Origin of the sequence: Psychrobacillus sp. FSL H8-0484 (assembly GCF_038005325.1) — a bacterium.
Taxonomy (GTDB): domain Bacteria; phylum Bacillota; class Bacilli; order Bacillales_A; family Planococcaceae; genus Psychrobacillus.
In genome coordinates this window covers 3614035-3635853 of sequence record NZ_JBBOSZ010000001.1, presented here as the reverse complement: position 1 = coordinate 3635853, position 21819 = coordinate 3614035, and the positions used below count along the sequence as shown (strand labels likewise).

At 38.7% G+C, this 21819-nt stretch carries 22 protein-coding genes; 19 read left to right on the top strand and 3 right to left on the bottom strand.

Annotated features, from left to right (window positions below; genetic code table 11):
* The first annotated feature begins 58 nt into the window (after window positions 1-58).
* The 6 genes from MHH81_RS17765 to MHH81_RS17740 all read left to right on the top strand — a co-directional run bounded on the left by MHH81_RS17765 (window position 59) and on the right by MHH81_RS17740 (window position 3727).
* Window positions 59-211 (top strand): hypothetical protein, encoded by a 153-nt coding sequence (locus tag MHH81_RS17765; protein ID WP_340923807.1) that lies wholly within the window; start codon window positions 59-61, stop codon window positions 209-211.
* Between the two features lie 136 nt (window positions 212-347).
* Window positions 348-1034, top strand: a complete 687-nt coding sequence (locus MHH81_RS17760; protein ID WP_340923805.1) for a CoA transferase subunit A — start codon at window positions 348-350, stop codon at window positions 1032-1034.
* Window positions 1031-1669 carry a 3-oxoacid CoA-transferase subunit B gene (locus MHH81_RS17755; RefSeq protein ID WP_340923802.1) on the top strand — a complete coding sequence of 213 codons (639 nt, stop codon included), beginning with the start codon at window positions 1031-1033 and terminating at the stop codon, window positions 1667-1669. The genes MHH81_RS17760 and MHH81_RS17755 overlap by 4 nt, the downstream gene beginning before the upstream one ends.
* 74 nt (window positions 1670-1743) lie before the next feature.
* Entirely contained in the window at window positions 1744-2937 is a 1194-nt protein-coding gene (locus MHH81_RS17750; RefSeq protein WP_340923798.1) for a thiolase family protein, read from the top strand.
* 340 nt (window positions 2938-3277) lie between these two features.
* Entirely contained in the window at window positions 3278-3469 is a 192-nt protein-coding gene (locus MHH81_RS17745; RefSeq protein WP_340923795.1) for a hypothetical protein, read from the top strand.
* 96 nt (window positions 3470-3565) lie between these two features.
* Complete coding sequence (locus tag MHH81_RS17740; protein ID WP_340923792.1) at window positions 3566-3727, top strand: hypothetical protein; 162 nt, start codon at window positions 3566-3568, stop codon at window positions 3725-3727.
* A gap of 798 nt (window positions 3728-4525) precedes the next feature.
* Here MHH81_RS17740 and MHH81_RS17735 read toward each other — a convergent pair.
* Window positions 4526-5572 carry an acyltransferase family protein gene (locus MHH81_RS17735; RefSeq protein ID WP_340923790.1) on the bottom strand — a complete coding sequence of 349 codons (1047 nt, stop codon included), beginning with the start codon at window positions 5570-5572 and terminating at the stop codon, window positions 4526-4528.
* Window positions 5573-5684: 112 nt separating this feature from the next.
* Here MHH81_RS17735 and MHH81_RS17730 point away from each other — a divergent pair, with 112 nt between their 5' ends.
* From MHH81_RS17730 to tsaD, 6 genes are all read left to right on the top strand, one after another.
* Window positions 5685-6305: a GDSL-type esterase/lipase family protein gene (locus MHH81_RS17730; RefSeq protein WP_340923788.1), complete on the top strand. Its 621-nt coding sequence runs from the start codon at window positions 5685-5687 to the stop codon at window positions 6303-6305.
* A gap of 87 nt (window positions 6306-6392) precedes the next feature.
* The gene (locus tag MHH81_RS17725) at window positions 6393-6803 is read left to right on the top strand and encodes a YugN family protein (protein ID WP_340923786.1); all 411 of its coding nucleotides are present in this window, start codon (window positions 6393-6395) and stop codon (window positions 6801-6803) included.
* 335 nt (window positions 6804-7138) lie between these two features.
* The gene (gene tsaE / locus MHH81_RS17720) at window positions 7139-7588 is read left to right on the top strand and encodes a tRNA (adenosine(37)-N6)-threonylcarbamoyltransferase complex ATPase subunit type 1 TsaE (RefSeq protein WP_340923784.1); all 450 of its coding nucleotides are present in this window, start codon (window positions 7139-7141) and stop codon (window positions 7586-7588) included.
* Entirely contained in the window at window positions 7585-8271 is a 687-nt protein-coding gene (gene tsaB, locus MHH81_RS17715; RefSeq protein WP_340923782.1) for a tRNA (adenosine(37)-N6)-threonylcarbamoyltransferase complex dimerization subunit type 1 TsaB, read from the top strand. Before tsaE ends, tsaB begins: the two co-directional genes overlap by 4 nt.
* Window positions 8261-8719, top strand: coding sequence for a ribosomal protein S18-alanine N-acetyltransferase (gene rimI, locus MHH81_RS17710; protein ID WP_340923780.1), 459 nt, complete (start codon window positions 8261-8263; stop codon window positions 8717-8719). Before tsaB ends, rimI begins: the two co-directional genes overlap by 11 nt.
* Complete coding sequence (gene tsaD, locus MHH81_RS17705) at window positions 8716-9735, top strand: tRNA (adenosine(37)-N6)-threonylcarbamoyltransferase complex transferase subunit TsaD (protein ID WP_340923777.1); 1020 nt, start codon at window positions 8716-8718, stop codon at window positions 9733-9735. Before rimI ends, tsaD begins: the two co-directional genes overlap by 4 nt.
* A 520-nt stretch (window positions 9736-10255) precedes the next feature.
* Here tsaD and MHH81_RS17700 read toward each other — a convergent pair.
* The gene (locus tag MHH81_RS17700; protein WP_340925327.1) at window positions 10256-12190 is read right to left on the bottom strand and encodes an ABC-F family ATP-binding cassette domain-containing protein; all 1935 of its coding nucleotides are present in this window, start codon (window positions 12188-12190) and stop codon (window positions 10256-10258) included.
* Between the two features lie 132 nt (window positions 12191-12322).
* On the opposite strand from MHH81_RS17700, the gene MHH81_RS17695 reads away from it, so the two are divergent.
* Window positions 12323-12964, top strand: a complete 642-nt coding sequence (locus tag MHH81_RS17695) for a redox-sensing transcriptional repressor Rex (RefSeq protein WP_340923774.1) — start codon at window positions 12323-12325, stop codon at window positions 12962-12964.
* Window positions 12965-13010: 46 nt separating this feature from the next.
* Here the strand turns inward: MHH81_RS17695 and MHH81_RS17690 are convergent, their stop codons facing one another.
* A complete protein-coding gene (locus tag MHH81_RS17690) occupies window positions 13011-13724 on the bottom strand; it encodes a CPBP family intramembrane glutamic endopeptidase (protein WP_340923772.1) in 714 nt (237 codons plus the stop codon).
* Between the two features lie 184 nt (window positions 13725-13908).
* On the opposite strand from MHH81_RS17690, the gene groES reads away from it, so the two are divergent.
* The 6 genes from groES (at window position 13909) to MHH81_RS17660 (ending at window position 21731) form a co-directional block, all read left to right on the top strand.
* On the top strand, window positions 13909-14193 hold the full coding sequence (gene groES, locus MHH81_RS17685) for a co-chaperone GroES (protein WP_340923769.1): 285 nt from the start codon (window positions 13909-13911) through the stop codon (window positions 14191-14193).
* Between the two features lie 45 nt (window positions 14194-14238).
* Window positions 14239-15870 carry a chaperonin GroEL gene (gene groL, locus MHH81_RS17680; RefSeq protein WP_340923766.1) on the top strand — a complete coding sequence of 544 codons (1632 nt, stop codon included), beginning with the start codon at window positions 14239-14241 and terminating at the stop codon, window positions 15868-15870.
* Window positions 15871-15963: 93 nt separating this feature from the next.
* Window positions 15964-16707, top strand: coding sequence for a tyrosine-type recombinase/integrase (locus MHH81_RS17675; protein WP_340923764.1), 744 nt, complete (start codon window positions 15964-15966; stop codon window positions 16705-16707).
* Window positions 16708-17087: 380 nt separating this feature from the next.
* Window positions 17088-17918, top strand: a complete 831-nt coding sequence (locus MHH81_RS17670) for a gluconate 2-dehydrogenase subunit 3 family protein (RefSeq protein WP_340923762.1) — start codon at window positions 17088-17090, stop codon at window positions 17916-17918.
* 15 nt (window positions 17919-17933) lie between these two features.
* Complete coding sequence (locus MHH81_RS17665; RefSeq protein WP_340923760.1) at window positions 17934-19679, top strand: GMC family oxidoreductase; 1746 nt, start codon at window positions 17934-17936, stop codon at window positions 19677-19679.
* Window positions 19680-21161: 1482 nt separating this feature from the next.
* The gene (locus MHH81_RS17660; RefSeq protein WP_340923758.1) at window positions 21162-21731 is read left to right on the top strand and encodes an SF0329 family protein; all 570 of its coding nucleotides are present in this window, start codon (window positions 21162-21164) and stop codon (window positions 21729-21731) included.
* The last annotated feature ends 88 nt before the right edge of the window (window positions 21732-21819 follow it).

Here is a 21819-nt window from a genome sequence, read left to right as displayed (position 1 = left end):
ATAATGTACGTATAATGTAATGGTGTACGTAATGTGTACGATTTTAAGGGGTGAAAGAATGGATTTTTATCAAGTAAATGTGAACGGAAATGATATTCAAGTAGCAGATTATCCAGGAGAAAAAGGTCCGGTCATTGCGATTCATGGGTTGACTTGTACTCATAAAAACATGTTGGGAATTACATTACTCAGTTGCGGTTTCTTGGATTGAAAAAGCAAGAGCAGCTGGTGCCACTGAGGCAGATTTAGCGGATGTTGGCTATATCTGTATATTAACTGCAGGAATTACTTCTTGGTTTGAAATTAGCGATTCATTAAAACTAGCGAATAAATAAGGAGAGACATATATGTCTAAAATTACAAACAGTATTCAGGATGCTCTATCTTGTGTAGAAAGTGGAAATATGGTGTTAGTAGGTGGCTTCGGGCTAATAGGAGCGCCGCTTTCATTGATTGAAGGATTAACAGAAAAAGATGTAAAGGATTTAACGATTGTCAGCAATAACCTTGGAGAATCAGGGAAGGGTTTAGGCATTTTGCTAAATCAAAACAAGATTAAAAAAGGAATCGGTTCTTACTTTACGAGTAATCGTGATGTGGGTGACAAGTATCAAAAAGGGGAAATCGAGTTAGAGTTGCTTCCTCAAGGTACATTGGCCGAATCATTACGTGCTGGTGGAGCAGGTTTAGGTGGATATTATACGACCACTGCTGTTGGAACTGACCTTGCAAAAGGGAAAGAAGAAAGAGAAATCGATGGCGTGAAGTATATATTCGAAAAGGCGATTCGTGCAGATGTGGCATTGATTCGTGCGCATAAAGCAGATACGTTAGGTAATCTCGTTTATTACAAAACAGCACGTAACTTCAATCCACTCATGGCAACTGCTGCGAAAAAAGTAATTGTGGAAGTGGATGAAATTGTTCAGCCAGGTGAGTTAAATCCGGAAGAAATCGTAACGCCGTTTTTATATGTGGATGTAATCATCGAGGCACAACAAGTGTTGACGAAGGAAGGAGTTGTGAATAAATGACTACTTTAAATAAAGCAGATATGCAGCATGTTATTGCGAAGAGAGTAGCTCAGGAGCTAGAAGGACCTTGTGTTGTAAACCTAGGAATCGGTATTCCCACTTTGGTTGCGGAGTACATGGATGCAGCGGATATTTACCTACATACGGAAAATGGATTGCTTGGTGTAACGGATGTGGAAGAAGCAGATATCGATCCGAACCTTGTGAACGCAGGTAAGCTACCAGTTGGGGAAGCAATAGGTGCCTCTTATTTTAACAGTTCCGATTCATTTGCGATGATTCGCGGTGGACATGTAGACGTCGCTATTCTTGGTGCGCTTCAAGTAGAGCAGTCAGGTGTGATTGCGAACTGGGCAGTTCCTGGTAAGAATATTATGGGTGTCGGCGGTGCGATGGATTTATTAGTTGGTGCGAAAAAAGTGTTTGTAACGATGAGCCATACGTCCAAAGATGGCAGTAGTAAGATTTTGAAAGAGTGCACATATCCAATTACCTCAACTCGAAGTGTGGATATGATTTTCACGGAGTTAGCCGTATTTGAAGTGGTAAATAAACAATTGAAGCTGGTGGAATTAATGCCAGGTGCAACGATAGAGGAAGTACGCGAGAAAACGGAAGCTGATTTCACCGAATAAAGAGGGGCTGTGTCCAGGCTTTGGGATGGAAATCGACCGTGAAAAAGTGAAGCATTACGCTAGGAGATGACGAGTTGAAAAATGTAGTAATCGTAGATGCAGTGCGTACAGCAATTGGGAAACTAGGGGGCAGCATTGGTAATGAGACAGTGGATTTCCTTGGAGCTCACGTGATTTCGGAATTATTGCGTCGTAAAGAGTTGAATAAAGGTGCGGTAGAAGAGGTTATTTTAGGGCAAGCAAAACAGAGTGCGGATGCATCGAACGTAGCAAGAGTTGCGATGCTTCGCGCAGGGATTCCAGTGGAAGTACCTGGTTATACGATTCATCGCCAATGTGGATCTGGTGTGCAAGCAGTGAATTCTGCTACGCAACAAATTCAAACTGGATTAAGTGACATTATTATTGCAGGTGGTGCGGAGTCGATGAGTACTGCACCTTACTATGTAAATAGTGTGCGTTTCGGTACGAAATCAGGCGATGTTTTATTGAAAGACCCGAATACAGCGAGTCAGCCAGGTTCTCAGCCGCGAGAAATATATGGTGAGTTAAATATGGGAATCACTGCTGAAAATGTGGCAGTGAAGTATGGCATTTCGCGTGAAGCACAGGATGAATTTGCATTAAGTAGTCAGGAAAAAACGAAAAATGCTATTGAAAAAGGGTATTTCGAAAAGGAAATTGCTCCTTATCCAGTGAAAACGCGTAAAGGTATTGTGGAGTTTAAAGTCGATGAGCATCCGCGCGAAACGACTTTGGAGAAGTTAGCAGCGTTGAAACCTGTGTTTAAAGAAGGCGGAACGGTAACTGCCGGGAATGCGAGTGGTCGTAATGACGGAGCAGCTGCATTGTTAGTAATGTCCGAAGACGAAGCATTGAAACGTGGATTTAAGCCGAAAGCGCGCGTAATTGCACAAGCTTCCGTTGGCTGTTCACCAGAATTAATGGGAATGGGCCCTGTATATGCTATGTTAAAAGCATTGAAGCAGACGGATTTAACAATTGCAGATTTAGACGTAGTGGAACTAAACGAAGCATTCGCATCACAAGCAGTTGCTTGTGTTAACGAGCTAGGATTGGACTACAGTAAAGTAAATCCAAATGGAGGAGCCATTGCCATGGGTCATCCGATCGGTGCAACAGGTGCGATTTTATTAACGAAATTGGTGTATGAGTTAGAGCGTACTGGTAAGAAATACGGTGCAGTCACTTTGTGTATCGCCGGCGGTATGGGAATCGCTACAATTGTGGAAAATATGCAGGTTTGATTTTATGCAAAAATTGGTCTTACCTTTTCTATTGTTAACTCTTCTACAGATTAGTAAATAATATTAATAAAAATCCCTCTCAGAAACAATTTTAACTTGTTTCTGAGAGGGATTTTTTGTAAGAAAAGAGTCATTGAAGCATAAGTGGTTTCGAATTCAGCATAACCCGAAATGAATCCAGCATAAGCAATTTGAAATCAGCATAATCCCTCTAACAATCCCTCAACAATTTTTACCCTACTTTATTAAACTCTCCATACTTACTTAATGTTTGATTCGTATGCTTATTCCTGTAAACAAATTAAAACGAACAAAAACAAACAAATGGAGGTTCAATTTAATGTCTTTTAAAAGTGTCTGGAAAAAAAGCTTAGTTAGCGTATTAGCTGTATCCCTTTTTGCAGCTTGTTCGGAAAGTTCAGCGAAATCAACTGTAAGTGGAAATGATTTAACGTTGGATGAAATCACAGAGAAAGCAAAAGAAGAAGGTACGGTGAATTCGGTTGGAATGCCAGATACTTGGGCTAACTAGGTGAAAACGTGGGAAGAGCTTGGAGCCGAGTACAGCTTGAATCATGTGGATACAGATAACGAACGGTACTATTACTTGTGACACCATGAATAATTGGTGGAGTACCGGATCGATGTCCCGATGATTCTAGCTGTTTTAGGTGCTTATGTGATTAGTGTTTTACCATACATATATCAAGGAACATGCAATAGTTTGCGTAATGTAAATGCAAGACAGTTATTAGATGTTGCTGAGTTACTCGGTGCATCAAAAGTGTAAGCATTTTCCGAGGTTTTATTGCCAATGGTGTACCCAGGACTGTTTGCCGGTGTTGCTAAGTGGGTAACCATGGGATTATGTCATATCTTGTAGATTGTGATTGGCTTATTGAATTGTTGATAGGTGTGTATAACCAAGCCATTATTGACCAGGAATGAGTTGAATACAATTTCTATTCTGTATATAATTAGATGAGAAACATACAATGAAAAAGACTGGATACGACAATATCCAGTCTTACAATTTGCAGACCGCAGAAAGAGCGGTTGGCCCGAAGTTGGAAATAACCGTCAGACCTTTAGCTCAGGGGACGGTTATTTCTTTTTTATGAAGAAAATGATCAGTGTCACAACGATTGAAAAAGCTGCTAATAGGACAGCGCTGAGCTGAATTAACAAATTAATCGTCTCGTATATTGTCAATGGCATCACCGCCTTAAAGAAAGTAACCACCGCCCACCCTGTTATGCAATTGCCATTTTATTATAACATAAACGAGAACGAGTGTTCTCTTTCTTTTATTAATATGCTACTCATTAGAAAATTTAATACCTTTGAGAGAATATTGTCCTCTTTCTTGGAGAAGCGACAGTGTATATTGGATGATTCTTGAATTGGTCTCGGTTTGGAAGAGAATGGTCTCGATTTCGGGCAAATTGGTCTCGGATAGAGTTAATTTAGTCTCGGTTAGTCGACAATTGGTCTCAGAGAGCCATTAATTGTAAAAAAACGCCCCTTGGTGAGTAGTGGATATCTCACAAGGGACGGTTTTTCTATCTATTTTATTAGCCTGTCCATCTTAGATCCGTATTGGTTTTTTCGCGCGGACATCACCGAGGAAGAATTTGCCGTACGGTATTAGTTTTTGAATGATGATGGAGGCTATAATTGGGATACTTACGCCTAATGTTGTAAATCCAATTATGCCGTAATGGAAATAGTCGTTCAGTATAATATCCGTAAAAATATGCAAGTACATGATTGAAATCGAGTGTTTTTCGATTTGCGCTAACCACTCGAGTGGCAGCAGTTTCGTTAGCCTTTGGAAAATACCAAGGATGGCAATGATAAAGGCAAGGGGAATAATTAAGTCGAGTACAAAGTGATCGTAACGCAAAAATTTCATACTTAGATGATAATCCAGCGTTCCTACTTTGTCCGCATTAATCGCACTGAGGGCAACGAAGATCGAGCCGAGTAGCCAAGGTGTCGTTATGTGCATCCAAATCGATTTTGCGTAATAGCCAAGGGCAAAATAAACGATGGCCATTAATACGACATCTAAATTCCAAAGCATTGGAATTGTTTGCGCCGCTTTGTCTGGAGCACCGCTTATGACATGCATTGCGAAGATGCTTTCTAAATGGGCTACTAAATAGAAAATCACCAGTAGTGCAATTTGTTTAAATCTACTTAAATACTTTGTCATCCACAAGAATAGTAGATAAGTAAAAAATAACGTTGTTACAAACCAGAAGACTCCATATGCGCCTCGCGCAAAACGACCAGCGATTACGAGCTTCCAAAAGTCCTGTAGGTACCAAGAAAAGTCGAAGTTTCCTGTTGCGAGCTCCATACTATAACGTATGGTTGTGATGACAAAAAGGAAAAATACATATGGTACCATTAATTGCATAAATCTTTTTTTGATCGTGGAATTTGCACTTTCATTATCCTTCATTTCTTTAAAAAATATGCCGCTTAATAAGAAAAAAGCTGGCATATGAAACCAGTAAATATATTTTATAAGTGGGAAATCCAACTCTCCTGGATAATGGCCGATAACAACTAAGATCATTAAAAATCCCTTAGTCACATCCACCCATGCTAATCTTTTTTGAGCCATAATATTTCCTCCAAAGTATGCAAAAATGCTATATGTTTGTTTATCCATTATTACGTGAATATAAACTATATGGTAGTATAAATTATTTCCATATAGGATAGGAGCAAATGAAATGATGAAAGTAGTATGCTTCGGTGACAGTATCACCGCGCGAAAAGAAGGCTATCCTTCTCCCATTTTGACAAGTAAGCTTTCCGCTGAAATGACAGGCTATCAATTTATAAACGCTGGTATTTCAGGGAATACAACCGAACAGGCAAAGGAACGTTTTACAACAGACGTACTTAATAGAAACCCGGACATCGTGACTATATTATTTGGAGCGAACGATTCTGCTACGCATAGATTGGTAGATCTCGAGACGTTTAAACAAAATCTCTATGAGTTTACAAAGCGAATTGGTCCAGCAAAAACAATTCTTATTACCCCTGCTCCTGTAGATGAGGTACTTCAACCGAACAGATCGAATGAACGAATAAAGAAATACGCACAAGCAGTAGAAGAAGTAGCGAGTGAAACAGGTAGTCACTTGATTGATTTTTTCACTGAAATTTATTCCAAACCAGATTATACTACCTTTTTAAAAGGAGAAAAAGATGATGGACTACACTTTGGGGAAACAGGATATGCCATTTTAACGAGCTTAATTGTTTATAAAATAGAAGAAATAAATTCCATCCCTAAAAAAAGGGGATTCTTCGAAAGATTACTGAGGGTTTTTTTCACTGATTAATTTGCTCCACTTGGATGCTTCGTTTGTATTTTCTCGTCGAATTTTGGAAAGTATAAGATGGAGCATGATCAAAAGGAGTGGGTATCTTTGTTACAATTGCAAACGGAATTAGAAGGTAAAATGGCTTATTTTGGTGATATGCGAGAACGTATTGCTAGTCTTGGTTATTCAGTAGGTAGTAATTGGGAATATCATAAAGGGAGCTTTGATTCTGTCTTATGGCGTGAAGAAGGAGAGACCATCTATTTACGAATTCCCTTCGTTGTGATGGAGGGCGAACTGGATCAGTCTGAGGCACATATTAAATTCCAAACTCCTTATGTCATCAAGCATGTTATAAATATTGGTTTGGATAATGATGAAAACTCATTAACGAGTGCTACTGGATTTAATCAATTTCAAAAACCAATTGATAAAGACGGACATATCGAAAATAAAAATAGATGGGAGCACGCCGGAGAGCAAGAAGTAAAAAAGGTTCTTCGTTTAGTACAGTAATGAATAAGATCATTTCGCTAATTTGAGGCGAGGTGGTCTTTTTTGTCTTTTAGCCGTGGATAGTTGGAAAAAAGAAGAGTTTAGTTGGAAAACTACTATTTTAATAGCTCTTTAAATTAGGCTGTGTTGTTTTTGTGTTGTGCCGAAAATCCGTGAGACTCCTGCGCAGAGCCATTTTAATTAATATAGCTTTCAATACTACTAGGGAACTAGACCACATTTATCCTTTTTTAACGCATGAAAATTCACCTTAAGTACTGCATACTTACATTCCTTCGTGTATTTCTTTATAATAGAAGCAAATAGAATTGTACTTGAAAGGATAGCGACCGACGATGTATGAACGAATCATTAATTCGGAGCAAGAAACAGAACTACTTGCGCGACAGTTAGCAGATCAATTACAGCCTTCTGATGTGCTCACTTTAGAGGGAGACTTAGGAGCGGGCAAAACAACTTTTACGAAAAGTGTGGCAAAGGGCCTTGGCATTACACGAAATGTGAATAGCCCTACCTTTACGATATTAAAGCAATATGAAGGAAGACTACCTCTCAATCATTTAGATGTATATCGTCTAGCAAATAGTGAGGAAGATTTAGGTTGGGACGAGTTGTTTTACGGGGACGCAGTTAGTATTATCGAGTGGGCCCATTTAATACAAGACGATTTGCCTCCTGAGCGATTGGCTATTCAGATTCATCGCTTGGAAGACGATAAGCGCAAGTTTACGTTTGAGCCTTTTGGGGAACGATATGAACAATTATGCGAGGAGCTTTTTACATGATTTGGTTAGGAATAGATACATCAAATACACCGCTTGCAATAGCTGTTGTGAAGGATGGACAAGTGCTTGCAGAGTACAAGTCATCCCTTAAAATTACGCATTCGATCGGGACAATGCCTGCGATTGAAGAGCTACTAAAAAAAGCGGATATTAAGCCGAATGAGCTGGATGCAATTGCAGTTGCAAACGGGCCTGGTTCTTACACAGGTGTGCGAATTGGCGTGACGATTGGTAAGACACTTGCGTGGACACTAAATATCCCAATTGTTTCTGTATCAAGTCTGCAAGTATTAGCAGGTAACGCACCCTACTTCTCTGGTATTGTTTGTGCCATTATGGATGCACGCCGAGGTAATGTGTTTGCTGGAATTTACACGAACGGGGAAGTGGTGAAGGAAGCACATATGTCGCTTGTGGAGCTACTGGAAACAGTGGATGGAATGGGGCAACCGGTTTTATTCGTCGGAACGGATGTTGAGATACACTGGGGGCAAATAAAAGAAGTACTTGGGGATAAAGTGCAGCGAACAGATGCAGGATTCTCTTTGCCAAGTGCTGCTGTGTTAATTGATCTAGCGAAAAAGACTGAACCAACAGACGTACATGCGATCGTGCCAGAGTATTTACGCGTGACAGAAGCAGAAGCGAATTGGTTGAAAGAGCAGAAGAAAAATGAAAACTAAAACAATTACGTATCGCAAAATGACGCTGGAAGATGTCGATCAAGTCTTATTAATAGAAGAAGAAGCGTTCACGGTTCCTTGGACGAAAGAAGCATTCGAACATGAAATGACGACTAATCTGTACGCCTACTATATTGTGGCGGAAACAGAGGAAAAGGAAATCGTTGGCTACTGTGGCATGTGGCTTGTAATGGATGAAAGTCATATAACAAATGTAGCGGTTGCAGAGCGTATGCGAGGACACAAAATCGGTGAAGGCTTGATGCGTGAGGCAATTCGCATCGTGCTTGAGCACAAAGTGGTGCTTATGACGTTAGAAGTACGCGTGACGAATGACATAGCGAAAAACTTGTATTATAAATTAGGCTTCCAAGACGGCGGCATACGAAAAAACTATTATACAGATACGCAGGAGGATGCTCTTGTGATGTGGGTGGAATTTAAATGACAAAAGATCAATATATATTAGGAATAGAAACGAGCTGTGATGAAACGGCAGCTTCCATAGTGAAAAATGGCCGCGAAATCATTTCCAATGTGGTGGCTTCTCAAATCGAAAGCCATAAACGTTTCGGTGGAGTTGTACCAGAAATTGCTTCAAGACATCATGTGGAGCAAATTACGATAGTGATCGAAGAGGCGTTGAAGCAAGCGAATATGACGCCACAGGATCTGGATGCAGTAGCGGTAACAGAAGGACCAGGGCTTGTAGGTGCACTTTTAATCGGAATAAATGCCGCAAAAGCATTTACGTTTGCACACGGGCTTCCACTTGTTGGTGTTCATCATATTGCCGGGCATATTTACGCCAATGCATTAGTGCAGTCGATGGAGTTTCCACTTCTTGCGTTAGTAGTTTCAGGAGGACACACGGAACTAGTCTTAATGAAAGAGGACGGGCAATTTGAATTAATCGGAGAAACGCGAGATGACGCAGCAGGTGAAGCTTACGATAAAGTAGCGCGCGTGTTGAATTTGCCGTATCCAGGTGGTCCACATATCGACCGGTTAGCAAACGAAAGTGATGGTGCTGTGCCGTTTCCAAGAGCATGGCTTGAAGAAGGTTCGTATGATTTCAGCTTTAGTGGCTTAAAATCAGCGGTTATTAATTATCAGCATAATGCGGAGCAGCGAGGGGAAGCAATCAACCCCAACCATTTAGCAGCAGGCTTCCAGCAAAGCGTGATTGAAGTATTAACAGCTAAAACATTAAGAGCTGCACGTGAGTTTAATGTGAAGCAAGTCATTGCCGCAGGTGGAGTTGCCGCGAATAAAGGACTTCGTCAATCACTAGAAGAAACATTTGCAAAAGAAAACATTCCATTTTATGTGCCACCAATAAAATTGTGCACAGACAATGCAGCGATGATTGCTGCAGCAGGTAGCTCCAAGTTTTCGACAGGTAAAACAGGCGATATGTCGATGAATGCTCGACCAGGTTTGGAATTAAATAGCTGGAAATAAACGAAATCCTCTTTTCTTCGACAAGAAAAGAGGATTTTTTAAAATGGTTTTTTTAAAGTTGTCAAGAGAGAACATTCGTACTTATGCACAATGTGTGAATAACTTGTTAGTAACTTGTGGGATTTCAATATATTGTGTCTGTTTTACAAACAATTATGTGGACAATAAAGTTTTCAATCTGTGGACAATGTGGATAAACCTGTTGATATGTTGGTATTACGGTATTTATACTGTGAATAAATATGTGGAAAAAATATTTATTGAAATTTGCTCTTGACCAACATATATGGGCAAGAATCGACAAATAACTATTGCTCCTGTTTGACTAAATCTGTGGAATCGGATGGTTATACGCAAAAATCGGATGGTTCCCTCAAATAATCGGATGATTCGGCATGAAAATCGGATGATTATGAGTAAAAATCGGATGATTCACACAGATAATCGGATGATCACTTGTAAAAATCGATTCTTTTCAAAAAAAAGCAGTGTAAACCAATATCATGGTTTACGCTGCTTTTTAGTTTGCTTCTATTTTTTCTAGTTGTTCTTGTAGTTCAAGCCATTCATTCGACAAATCATCTTGTTTTTCTCTTAATTCGTCTAGTGTGTATTGGAATTGCTGCACGGCTTCATGATCTTGGAAGATTTCCGGATCACATAGCTTTTCTTCTATAGAAGCTATTTCTGCATCTACTGTTGGAATCTGACTTTCTAGCTCCTCTAGCTGACGTCGAAGCTGGCGTTCTTTTTTCTTCGCTTCCTTATCGATCGTAGAAGTGTTCGCCTTCGTGACAACTGTTTTTTCAACAACGGCTTTTTCTAGTGCAAGTTCTTCCAACTCTTCTTTCTTTTCTAAGTAATAATCATAATCGCCTAAGAAAAGACTAGAGTTATCCGAAGCTAACTCAATTACTTTTGTAGCAATTCGATTAATAAAGTACCGGTCATGGGATACAAAAATAATCGTGCCAGGGAAATCGAGTAATGCATTTTCCAATACTTCTTTACTATCTAAGTCTAAATGATTCGTAGGCTCATCGAGAACAAGCGTATTTGCTTTTAACAACATAAGTTTTGCAAGTGCAAGCCTAGCCTTTTCTCCACCGGATAAGGTAGAAACCGTTTTTTGCACATCGTCCCCTGTAAATAGGAAGCGACCTAATACCGTACGAACATCTTTTTCATTCATAAGTGGCCATTCGTCCCATAATTCTTTTAAGACGGTTTTATTGCCAGATAGAGCGGCTTGCTCTTGGTCGTAGTAGCCAAATTGGACGTTTGTTCCGTATTGGATCTTACCACCAGCATTGTCTAGCTGTTTCATAAGGGTTTTAAGTAAAGTAGATTTCCCAACGCCATTTGGTCCAACTAATGCAATGCGATCTTGTTTGTAAACGGAAAAGGAGATATTCGATGAAACGGTTTTGTTTGGATAGCCGACTGCAACTTCTTCTAGTCGCAATACATCATTTCCACTTGGACGATCGATTGTGAATCCAAAAGAAGCAGACTTTTCATCTCCATCTGGTGAATCCATCCAATCTGTTTTTTCAATCACTTTTCTTCGAGATTGAGCCATTTTTGTCGTGGAGGCACGAGCTAGATTACGACTAACGAAGTCTTCCAATTTCGCTTTTTCTTCTTGTTGCTTTTCGTATTTCTTTTTGTCTAGTTCATAGTTTTTCGCCTTTTGATCTAAGTAGGAACTATAGTTTCCAACATATCTTGTAACATTATGACGGGATACTTCGTAAACAAAATTCACTACTTGGTCTAAAAAGTAGCGGTCATGTGAAACGATTAAGATAGCGCCACTATAGTTTTTTAGGTAGTTCTCTAAAAAGCTCAAAGTTTGAATGTCCAAATGATTCGTCGGCTCATCGAGAATGAGTAAATCTGGCTTGCTAAGTAGCATTTTCGCTAATGCAAGTCTCGTTTTTTGGCCCCCGGATAACGCTTGGACAGGCTTGTCATAATCTTCTGGGAAGAACTGCATTCCGTGTAGAATCGAGCGGATGTCCGATTCAAATCGGTAGCCTCCAGCTTCATTAAAAGCGAGCTGTAATTCGTCATATGCAGCAGTTACACGTGCGTACGCATCTGCATTCTCATATATAGAAGGATCAGCCATTTGTGATTCTAATGAACGAAGCTCTTTTTCTGATTCAATTAAATGACTAAAAATGGACTTCATTTCCTCCCAAATGGAAAGCTTAGATTCGAGTCCGGCATGTTGTTCTAAATATCCTAAGCGAACATTTTTGGGCATAATAATATCGCCAGTATCATATGACATTTCGCCTGCAATTATTTTAAGTAAAGTAGACTTTCCAGCACCATTTCGACCAACGAGAGCAACTCGGTCACGGTCTTGAACCTCTAGCTTAACGTTTGTTAATATATCTTCCCCATTAAAGGATTTCGTTACTTGATTGACTTGTAAAACGATCACGATGATTCGCACCTCAATTCTACTCTTAAGTGTAATAGATAGGGCTGAACGTTGCAACGCTCTAGTCTTTACATTACATGAAATGTCTAGTAAGATAATAACAATTTGTTCGAATGAAATAGGAGGATTTTTATGAAACCTGAAGCACCGAGGATTCCTCAAGCAACAACGAAAAGACTTCCTCTATATTATAGATTTTTGCAAAGCTTTCATAATGCAGGACACAAAAGAGTTTCCTCACAAGAGTTAAGTGATGCAATGAAAATTGATTCCGCAACTATACGACGTGATTTTTCTCATTTTGGTGCACTTGGCAAAAAAGGATATGGATATGACGTACCTAACCTGCTCGAATTTTTTAGAAAAACGTTAGACCAGGATGAAGCGGCAAATGTGGCTCTTATAGGGGTTGGTAGTTTAGGAACTGCTTTTCTTAAATATAACTTTCAAAAAAACCACAATACTAAAATTGTCGTTGCTTTTGATACAAAAGCACCTGTAGAGGGAACAATTATGAGTGATATTCCCGTTTTTCATTCTAGTGTAATGGTAGAAAAGCTGAAAGAGTACGGAATAGAATTAGTCATTTTTACGTTACCAAGTCGTTCAGCACAAGAAGTGGCAGATCGTTTAACCGGCACGGCGGTTAAAGGGATACTAAACTTTACACCAGTGAGGTTAAGCACGTCTGATGCCATTCGTGTACATACTATTGATCTGTCAGTAGAATTACAGACGCTTATTTACTTGATTCGAAACGAGGATACAGAATAATGAAGAAAGCCTTCCACCGCATTTAAAATCGGTAGAAGGCTTTTCTTTATGGCATTTGCGAATAAGTTTCAAGGAATTTTTGTATGGTGTCTCCATAAAATTGGAAAACAGTCACAAATCCGTTTAATAACATATGAGACACAATCGAAGCGATGATTCGCTTAGTTTTATAATAAATATAAGCGAATATAAATCCCGAAACGGCATATAGTAGGATGTGCGTAAACTCAAAGTGAATAGCCCCAAACGCAATAGCACTAACGGAAGCCGCTACAAAGAAATTTGTTTTTGGTAATAACATACCGAATATAATGCGACGGAATATCAGCTCTTCTAATATTGGAGCAAAAATGACAATGGAAAAAATCACAAATGGCACACCGTGGGCGATTTCAATAAATTGTGCTGTATTTTGAGACCCAGGCTCCACCCCAAGTGCAAGCTCAATGTTTGCAGCAATGATTTGTCCTAAAAATACTAAGAAGAATCCGATTACTCCCCAGCCAATTGTTTTCGCTAAGCTAAACGGTGCTCCTTTAAGAGGTCGTAAAAATGCTTTATCTTTACGAATAATAAGCAAGGTTATGACTGTGGCAATCCCCATACTTAGAAATATCCACCAACCAGCAGCAATGAGTATTGGATTTTCAACATCTAACGAGGTAAAAAAATTGCGTAGAAGCGGTATAAAGAGGGCTCCTGATAGTTGCATCATGCAGTAAACGATTAATATGTATATAGCTGTCTTTTGTTGTTTCATGTAATTTAATACCTCTCCATTTATCTAGTTTCTTTTATTGTAAAGGAAATACAAAATAAAAGAAAAAATATTCTTCTCACTTGCAAAATGTTCTGTAATTAATTATTATTATAAGTGTGTTAGCACTCGAAGAGTAAGAGTGCTAATAATATTAAATTCTACTATTTTAGGGAGGTAGTTTCACTTGTTAAGACCATTAGGTGATCGTATTGTAATCGAATTAATCGAAGCTGAAGAAAAAACAGCATCTGGCATCGTACTTCCAGACTCTGCTAAAGAGAAACCGCAAGAAGGTAAAGTTGTTGCTATAGGAACTGGACGAGTACTTGATAACGGTACACGCGTAGACTTAGATGTGAAAGAAGGAGACCGTATCATCTTCTCTAAATATGCAGGTACAGAAGTGAAATATGAAAACAATGAATTTTTAATTTTACGCGAAAGCGATATTCTAGCTGTAATTGGCTAATAGGCTCATATAAAACGAGATAAAAATTAGGAGGTAACAGTTAACATGGCAAAAGAGATTAAGTTCAGTGAAGACGCTCGTAGTGCAATGCTGCGTGGGGTTGATAAACTTGCAGATGCTGTTAAAGTAACGCTTGGACCAAAAGGACGTAACGTTGTTTTGGAGAAAAAATTCGGTTCACCACTTATTACTAATGACGGTGTAACAATTGCAAAAGATATCGAATTAGAAGATGCATTTGAAAACATGGGTGCAAAATTAGTTGCAGAAGTTGCATCTAAAACAAATGATATCGCTGGTGACGGTACAACAACTGCTACTGTTTTAGCTCAATCTATGATCCGTGAAGGATTGAAAAACGTAACAGCTGGCGCAAACCCTGTAGGAATCCGCAAAGGGATCGACCTTGCAGTTGCAGCAGCAGTAACAGAATTAAAAGCAATTTCTAAACAAATCGAAGGCAAAGAGTCAATTGCTCAAGTTGCTGCTATTTCTTCTGGTGATTCTGAAGTTGGTGAACTAATCGCGGAAGCAATGGAACGCGTTGGGAACGACGGAGTTATCACAATCGAAGAGTCTAAAGGCTTCACTACAGAGCTTGACGTAGTAGAAGGTATGCAATTCGATCGTGGATATGCATCTCCATATATGGTAACAGATTCAGATAAAATGGAAGCTATTTTAGACAATCCATATATCTTAATTACAGATAAAAAAATCTCAAGCATTCAAGAAATTCTTCCTGTACTTGAGCAAGTTGTACAACAAGGTAAACCACTTTTACTAATCTCTGAGGACGTAGAAGGGGAAGCGTTAGCTACTCTAGTTGTAAACAAACTTCGCGGAACATTCAATGCTGTAGCTGTAAAAGCTCCAGGATTCGGAGACCGTCGTAAAGCAATGCTGGAAGATATCGCAATCCTAACTGGCGCTGAAGTAATTACAGAAGACTTAGGATTAGAATTAAAATCTACAGACATTACACAACTTGGACGTGCTTCGAAAGTTGTTGTAACAAAAGACAACACAACAATCGTTGAAGGTAACGGAGATTCAGATCGTATTGCTAGCCGCGTAGGTCAAATCCGTGTGCAATTAGAAGAAACAACTTCTGAATTCGACAAAGAAAAACTACAAGAACGCCTTGCTAAACTTGCTGGTGGTGTAGCAGTAGTGAAAGTTGGAGCAGCAACGGAAACAGAATTGAAAGAACGCAAACTTCGTATTGAAGATGCACTAAACGCAACTCGCGCAGCTGTAGAAGAAGGTATCGTTTCTGGTGGTGGTACTGCACTAGTAAATGTATACAACAAAGTAGCTGAATTAGCTGAAACAAAAGAAGGCGATGTAGCAACGGGTCTAAAAATTGTACTTCGTGCATTAGAAGAGCCAGTTCGTCAAATCGCAAACAATGCTGGTCTTGAAGGCTCTATCGTAGTGGACCGTCTAAAACGCGAAGAAATCGGTATCGGTTTCAACGCAGCGAACGGTACATGGGTAAACATGATTGAAGCAGGAATCGTGGATCCAACGAAAGTAACTCGTTCAGCTCTTCAAAACGCTGCATCTGTAGCTGCACTATTCTTAACTACAGAAGCAGTAGTTGCAGACATCCCAGAAAAAGGCGGCGCAGGAATGGGCATGCCTGATATGGGTGGAATGGGCGGCATGATGTAAGACTTTTTACATCATTTCTGTGAAGCTGTGTAATTCACAATTAATTAGTAAAGATATAACCACTTCTCATAATTAGAGAGGTGGTTATTTTTTATGCTTTTGAAATTTGCTTATCAAGATTTTTTAGCGGACAGAAAGTTTAAGAACACAACGCAAACAAACATTAAGAACTATGAGATGACGTTAGGACAGTTTATTAAATATTGTCTTGAACAAGGTGTCATCAACATTGAAGAGGTTGGTCAAAATCATGTGCGTAATTATTTGCTTGATTGTCAGGAGAGAGGGAATAAACCGAGCACCATTAACACGAAGATTCTGAGAATCCGAGCATTCTTCAATTACCTTCTAGAAGAAAAAATTGTAAGTGAAAATATGGCTCTAAAAGTAAAATTGCAAAAAGAAGACGTGAAAATTGATGTTTTTACAGATGAACAGATATATCAGATGTTAGCTTACTATCGAAGTTTAAGACGCAAGGAGAAGAGTTATTTTAGTTATCGTGGCTACCTGTTGATTATGCTTTTACTTGGAACGGGATTGAGGAGGAAAGAAGTCATAAATCTTAGATGGTCAGACATTGATATGCCGAATGAAACAATGAATGTGTACGGTAAAAGCCGTCAATACGAAACCGTATTTATTACTGAAAAGCTTGTTAAAGAACTTTCAATGTATAGAGTTTTTTGTGAAAATTATTTTGGCAAAGAAAATGAATATGTATTCTTGAAGCGTGATAATACACAGATGACAGATAACTCCATTATGTTGTTGTTTAAGAACCTACAGAAACAAATGGTGGCGGTTGTTTGTCCGTCGCCATCTTGGGATATGTAGAGACATGTTGCCTAAAGTTTGGATAATGAGTGATAAGATCCTGTCTTACTTTTTAAAAAGCGAATGAAGATACAATTTCGTCCGCTCAGCGCTTCTTTATAAATAGAAGCTATCTATTTTTCTAAAGGTCCACCAACTCTAATAATATTCCCACTGAATCATCAACAATAAAGACAAGCCCTAGAAAGATGATTTTTAAGCTATTGGCCTTATTAACAACCCCACCGCTAACAATGGTATTGAATTGAATGGCAGAGATATATATACCAAGTCCTCCCTCCCCACAACTTTAATACCCATTTAAAAATGAATATTTTTGGATTATATTGGTGATTATGTTAGAAGGATTAAATCAATAGAACTGTAAGGAGGAGCATGAAGTGGCAGATCAACCGAAGGATACGAACAAGATAAGCGATATGAGCCGACGCAAATTTTTGAAAAATTCAGGACTAGTTGCTGGAGGATTAGTTGGAGGTTCCTTGTTGGGTGGAATACTAACAAACCAGCTTCAAAAAAAGCCAACAACCAATCATACAACCGTTAGTGGTGGTCTACAAGAAGCACGAGTCTTTATCAATCGAGCCGAAGACTTCGATATTTTATCGGCTGCAACAGAACGTATTTTTCCGAAAGATGATTTAGGACCAGGGGCCATTGAATTAGGAGTACCTTACTTTATCGATAAGCAGTTAGCTGGAGAATGGGGGATGAATGCCAAGGAATATATGAAAGGGCCTTTTATTACAGATATACAAGCAGCGGGTAACCATAACAACAAACGAAATCAGGATAGTCAGGGACCAAATGCAGAAACACAAGTACCTACTCCTACGCCAAGATATCAATCCATATTAAATCGAAGTGAGATCTTTACTCTAGGACTACGGAAAATAGATCAAGTGGCTCAAAAAGATTTTGGAGCAAGGTTTGTTGATTTGGACCCAGACAAACAAGATGAAGTGCTGCGTTTGTTTGAGCAGGATAAAGTCGAAATGAAGGGGGTAGGATCCTCAAATTTCTTCTATTTACTTCTGCAGACTACGATTGAAGGGGCTTATGCAGATCCTGTATATGGAGGTAATAAAGATATGATGGGTTGGAAGATGAAAGACTATCCAGGTCCACGAGCGAGTTATTTGGATAAAATTGAAGAAAAAGAATTCATTAAAATGGAACCAGTAAGCTTACGAAATTATCAAGGGCATTAATGGGAGGAAGATAAGATGGTAGTTAAATTAGGTAAAGTAGATGTAGTAGTTGTTGGTACAGGTTGGGCTGGTGGTGTTGTCTCAGCTGAACTTTCGAAAGCCGGCTATAAAGTGGTAGCGTTGGAACGTGGTAAAAATGTAACTCGGTCTGATTACATGGGAGTAAAAGATGAACTGCGATATACGAATCGCTATGAGATGATGCAAAATCTAGCTCCTGAAACGATTACTTCCCGAAATTATATTGATGAAACCGCATTACCGGTAAGAACTCGTAAAGAAATGATGGCTGGCACAGATTTGGGTGGTGGAAGTGTTCATTGGGCAGGTGCAACTTACCGTTGGAAGCCATATGATTTTGAAATTAGAAGTAAAACAATTGAACGTTACGGGAAGGATAAAATCCCTAAAGACATGACGATACAGGACTGGGGAATCACATACGATGAGATGGAAAAATATTATGATCGTTGGGAAAAAACAGCGGGAATTTCGGGAGAGCCAGACCCTATTGGGGACAAGCGATCAAGTGACTATCCAAACCCACCGATAAAGGAATCACCGGCCGTTCGTTTATTTATGGACACTACCAAAAAGATGGGGTATCATCCGTACCGAGTCGCTGCAGGTAATTTATCACAACCCTATACAAATCCCGATGGGGAACAGATAAATCAGTGTATGTTTTGTTCATTTTGTACACATTATGGATGTGACTATGGAGCAAAATCCGATCCACTTGTGACAGTAATCCCGACTGCCATGAAGACTGGGAATTTTGAAGCGAGAACAGGAGCGTATGTTCGACGTGTCTTATATAAAGGTGGTAAAGCAACAGGTGTCCTATATACTGATACCATGACCGGTGAAGAATTTGAACAACCCGCAGATGTGGTTGTACTGGCAGCGTTCACATTTACGAACAATCGATTATTACTGTTATCTGGCATCGGACAACCTTATAATCCAAATACAAGAAAAGGTGTAATCGGAAGAAACTTTAATGCTCAATTCAATATTACTTTTCTTGGTGCAAGAGGATATTTCAAAGATAAGAAGTTTAATTATTATATGGGGGCAGGCGCTTTAGGCGGCACCTTAAGTGATTTTGCAGGAGATAATTTCGATCATTCGAAGTTAAATTTCATTAATGGCGGAGGAATTGAATTAAGGCAATATGGGGACGGAGCCATTGCGACGAATCACGTCCCAAAAGGCACGCCTGCATGGGGACCAGAATTTAAGAAAAACTCAATTAACTATACGAATAGCTCCCTTGTTGTATGGTATACAATGGCAACCATGTCTTATTGGCATAACTTCGTAGATTTGGATCCAACGTATACTGATAGTTTTAATGACCCACTTTTGCGTATAACTTATAAATATACGGATCAAGACCGGAACATGGCTAAATTCGGCATAGAGAAATCCCGAGAAATCATGGAAGCGATGGGTGCAGACATTGTGGATGAGGATGAGGTTCCACAAGAATTTGATCATATCTATGATGGCGGACATTACGCGGGAGGCGTCATTATGGGGGCAGACCCTGCAACGTCTGCAGTGAATAACTATTTACAAATGTGGGACGTCGATAACCTCTTCGTAGTGGGGGGGTCTGCCTTTCCGCAATTTGCAGGTCATCACCCGACTGCAACAATTGGCTCATTAGGATATCGCGCAGCGGAAGGAATTGAAAAATATCTAAAAAATGGTGGTCAATTAGTAAAAGCAAAACAGAAAAACACCATTGTTTAATTTTTTCCAAATGCAAAGCGTAAATGATTCTAAAAAAGGACTGTTTCATGCCATTTCTCAAATTTGGAGAGAAAGGGCTTTAAACAGTCTTTTTTATTGTCTAAAAGAATTGAAGAGTAAGTCAAGTATAACTCACCTCTAAACGACCTTCGTCTAACAACTAAGGAAGGACAAAATGTAGAAAAATGATTGGGATGGAGCTATCGCTGAACTATACGGCAAGAACCGTAATAATAAATAACTCATTAAAAGAGCATTACACTGTGAGTAAAAGTGTAATGCTCTTTTCGTTAAAATGAAAAAGCACCACCTCATTTGATGCTTTTTTGTCTTCATTAAATAGGGACGGCTGAACAACCAAATATTCCTCTACCTAAAAGGTTTTTTGCATCTTTTGTCGAATAAAGAGTGCAAAGAGAAAATGACAAACTAACTCAAAATTGATATTAGTCAATTAATCGATTAAGTGAATTTTGATTTGAACCCCAGAGAGTGAAGTAAAAGTCGAAAAGTTATCGTATGCCAACTGGAGAAATGAAACATTTTCTACTATGTAAGTGTGTGCATAGAGAAAGGACTCGGGGGAAAGTTTTATTGATATAATCCCTTAAAAGTTCATTTTTTTATGGAGAAGTTTATCTAGAAGGATCAAAGTCCTTAATTTGTTCATGCAATTAACAAGCAAATACTTTCGTTAAATAAAGAACTTTTGAAAATATCAATAGCAATTACATTATAAATTAAACCCACCAACACTCCTAACATGTTGAGTATGAAAATAACTGTTACAAATATCAGCTTGAGGTTGCTAACATTTTGCTAACGCAATGCAGTAAAAAATATAAATTATCGTGAAAGATGTTACAATCCGCATTTTTACAAACGTTGATTTACCGCACTTTTAAAACACATCGTAAAAGATATTACACACTTTCACCTTACGGGCGGCATGATGTAAAAAGATGTTAGAACCCTTTTAAAATAAGGGTTTTACATATCGATTTACATTGAATGACCACTTTTTGACCACTATATTGTGTGAAAAAATGCATATGACTAATTTTAGAAAAGGTCTTTCATCAGTTTACTAAACTGTTGAGAGGCCTTTTCTTCATGTTTGTTCGAAAATATGTTTTTGTTACGTGTAAACTTTTTTTATACGTATCGAAATCACTCCACTTCAACGCACATGGCGACTCTTATAATATTTGTCCAGGTTGCCCTAGCTGTCTAGCGATTATAACTCTACGAAAATAATTTTCCCTCTAACGGAGTTAGAACGTGATGGGAAAACATTTACTAAATACAAGGTTTAAATGTGACTTGAATTTCTGATGTATCGATAATAGTGAGCGACTAAAATATCCAGACTTATGAAACAATAACTATAAGTAGTATGATCAATGTGTTGGTTATTGTATTATGGATAATAGAACGACTGCCTCAATAAATATTAATAATATGAAAATTAAGGAGAATTACATGGCCTGGAGCAAATTGAAGCAAAATCTGGAGAGCTTTCTCTGTCCTGCATTATATGGAAGGGTTGAATACCGTGCAACCAGCTATCGTTATTTACCTGATAAAGCAGGAATTTGTTATATTGCGGTAGATAAAAAGAATGTACTCAATATGAGTGATAGTACTACCTTAATCAGATGGTATCAGACGGAGCTGGAAATTAAGAATGACTCAGATATCCAAATTCCTATCAGCAATGAGGAAATTGAAGCGGTAAGAAAAGAAACCAAGGGGATAGTGCCAGAGGATCGTCTACAAGTAATTGCAAGGGGTAGAAAATTATCAGAATATGCAAAGGAGCTTATGTCAGCGCAGTCATCATTAAGTAAATCAAATTTTATCGTTGTAGCTAATAAGTTTTTATCCACTTCTATAGAGGAAAGCATAGAGAGCAATGATATCCTATTGAATATTCTAGCATTGGTGGACAGGCGGGTTGGAAAAAAACGAATTTTAAACATGACTGAGAAGATGAAGTTAAAGCATCCAATTGTGCAGTATTTTTATGAACTACGGCTTAGTACGTTATGATAATAAATAACTCATCACCTGAACATCACTAAATTTGATGATCATTATTGTGATTTGAAATTAGTTCTATATTTATGTGCATAATTAA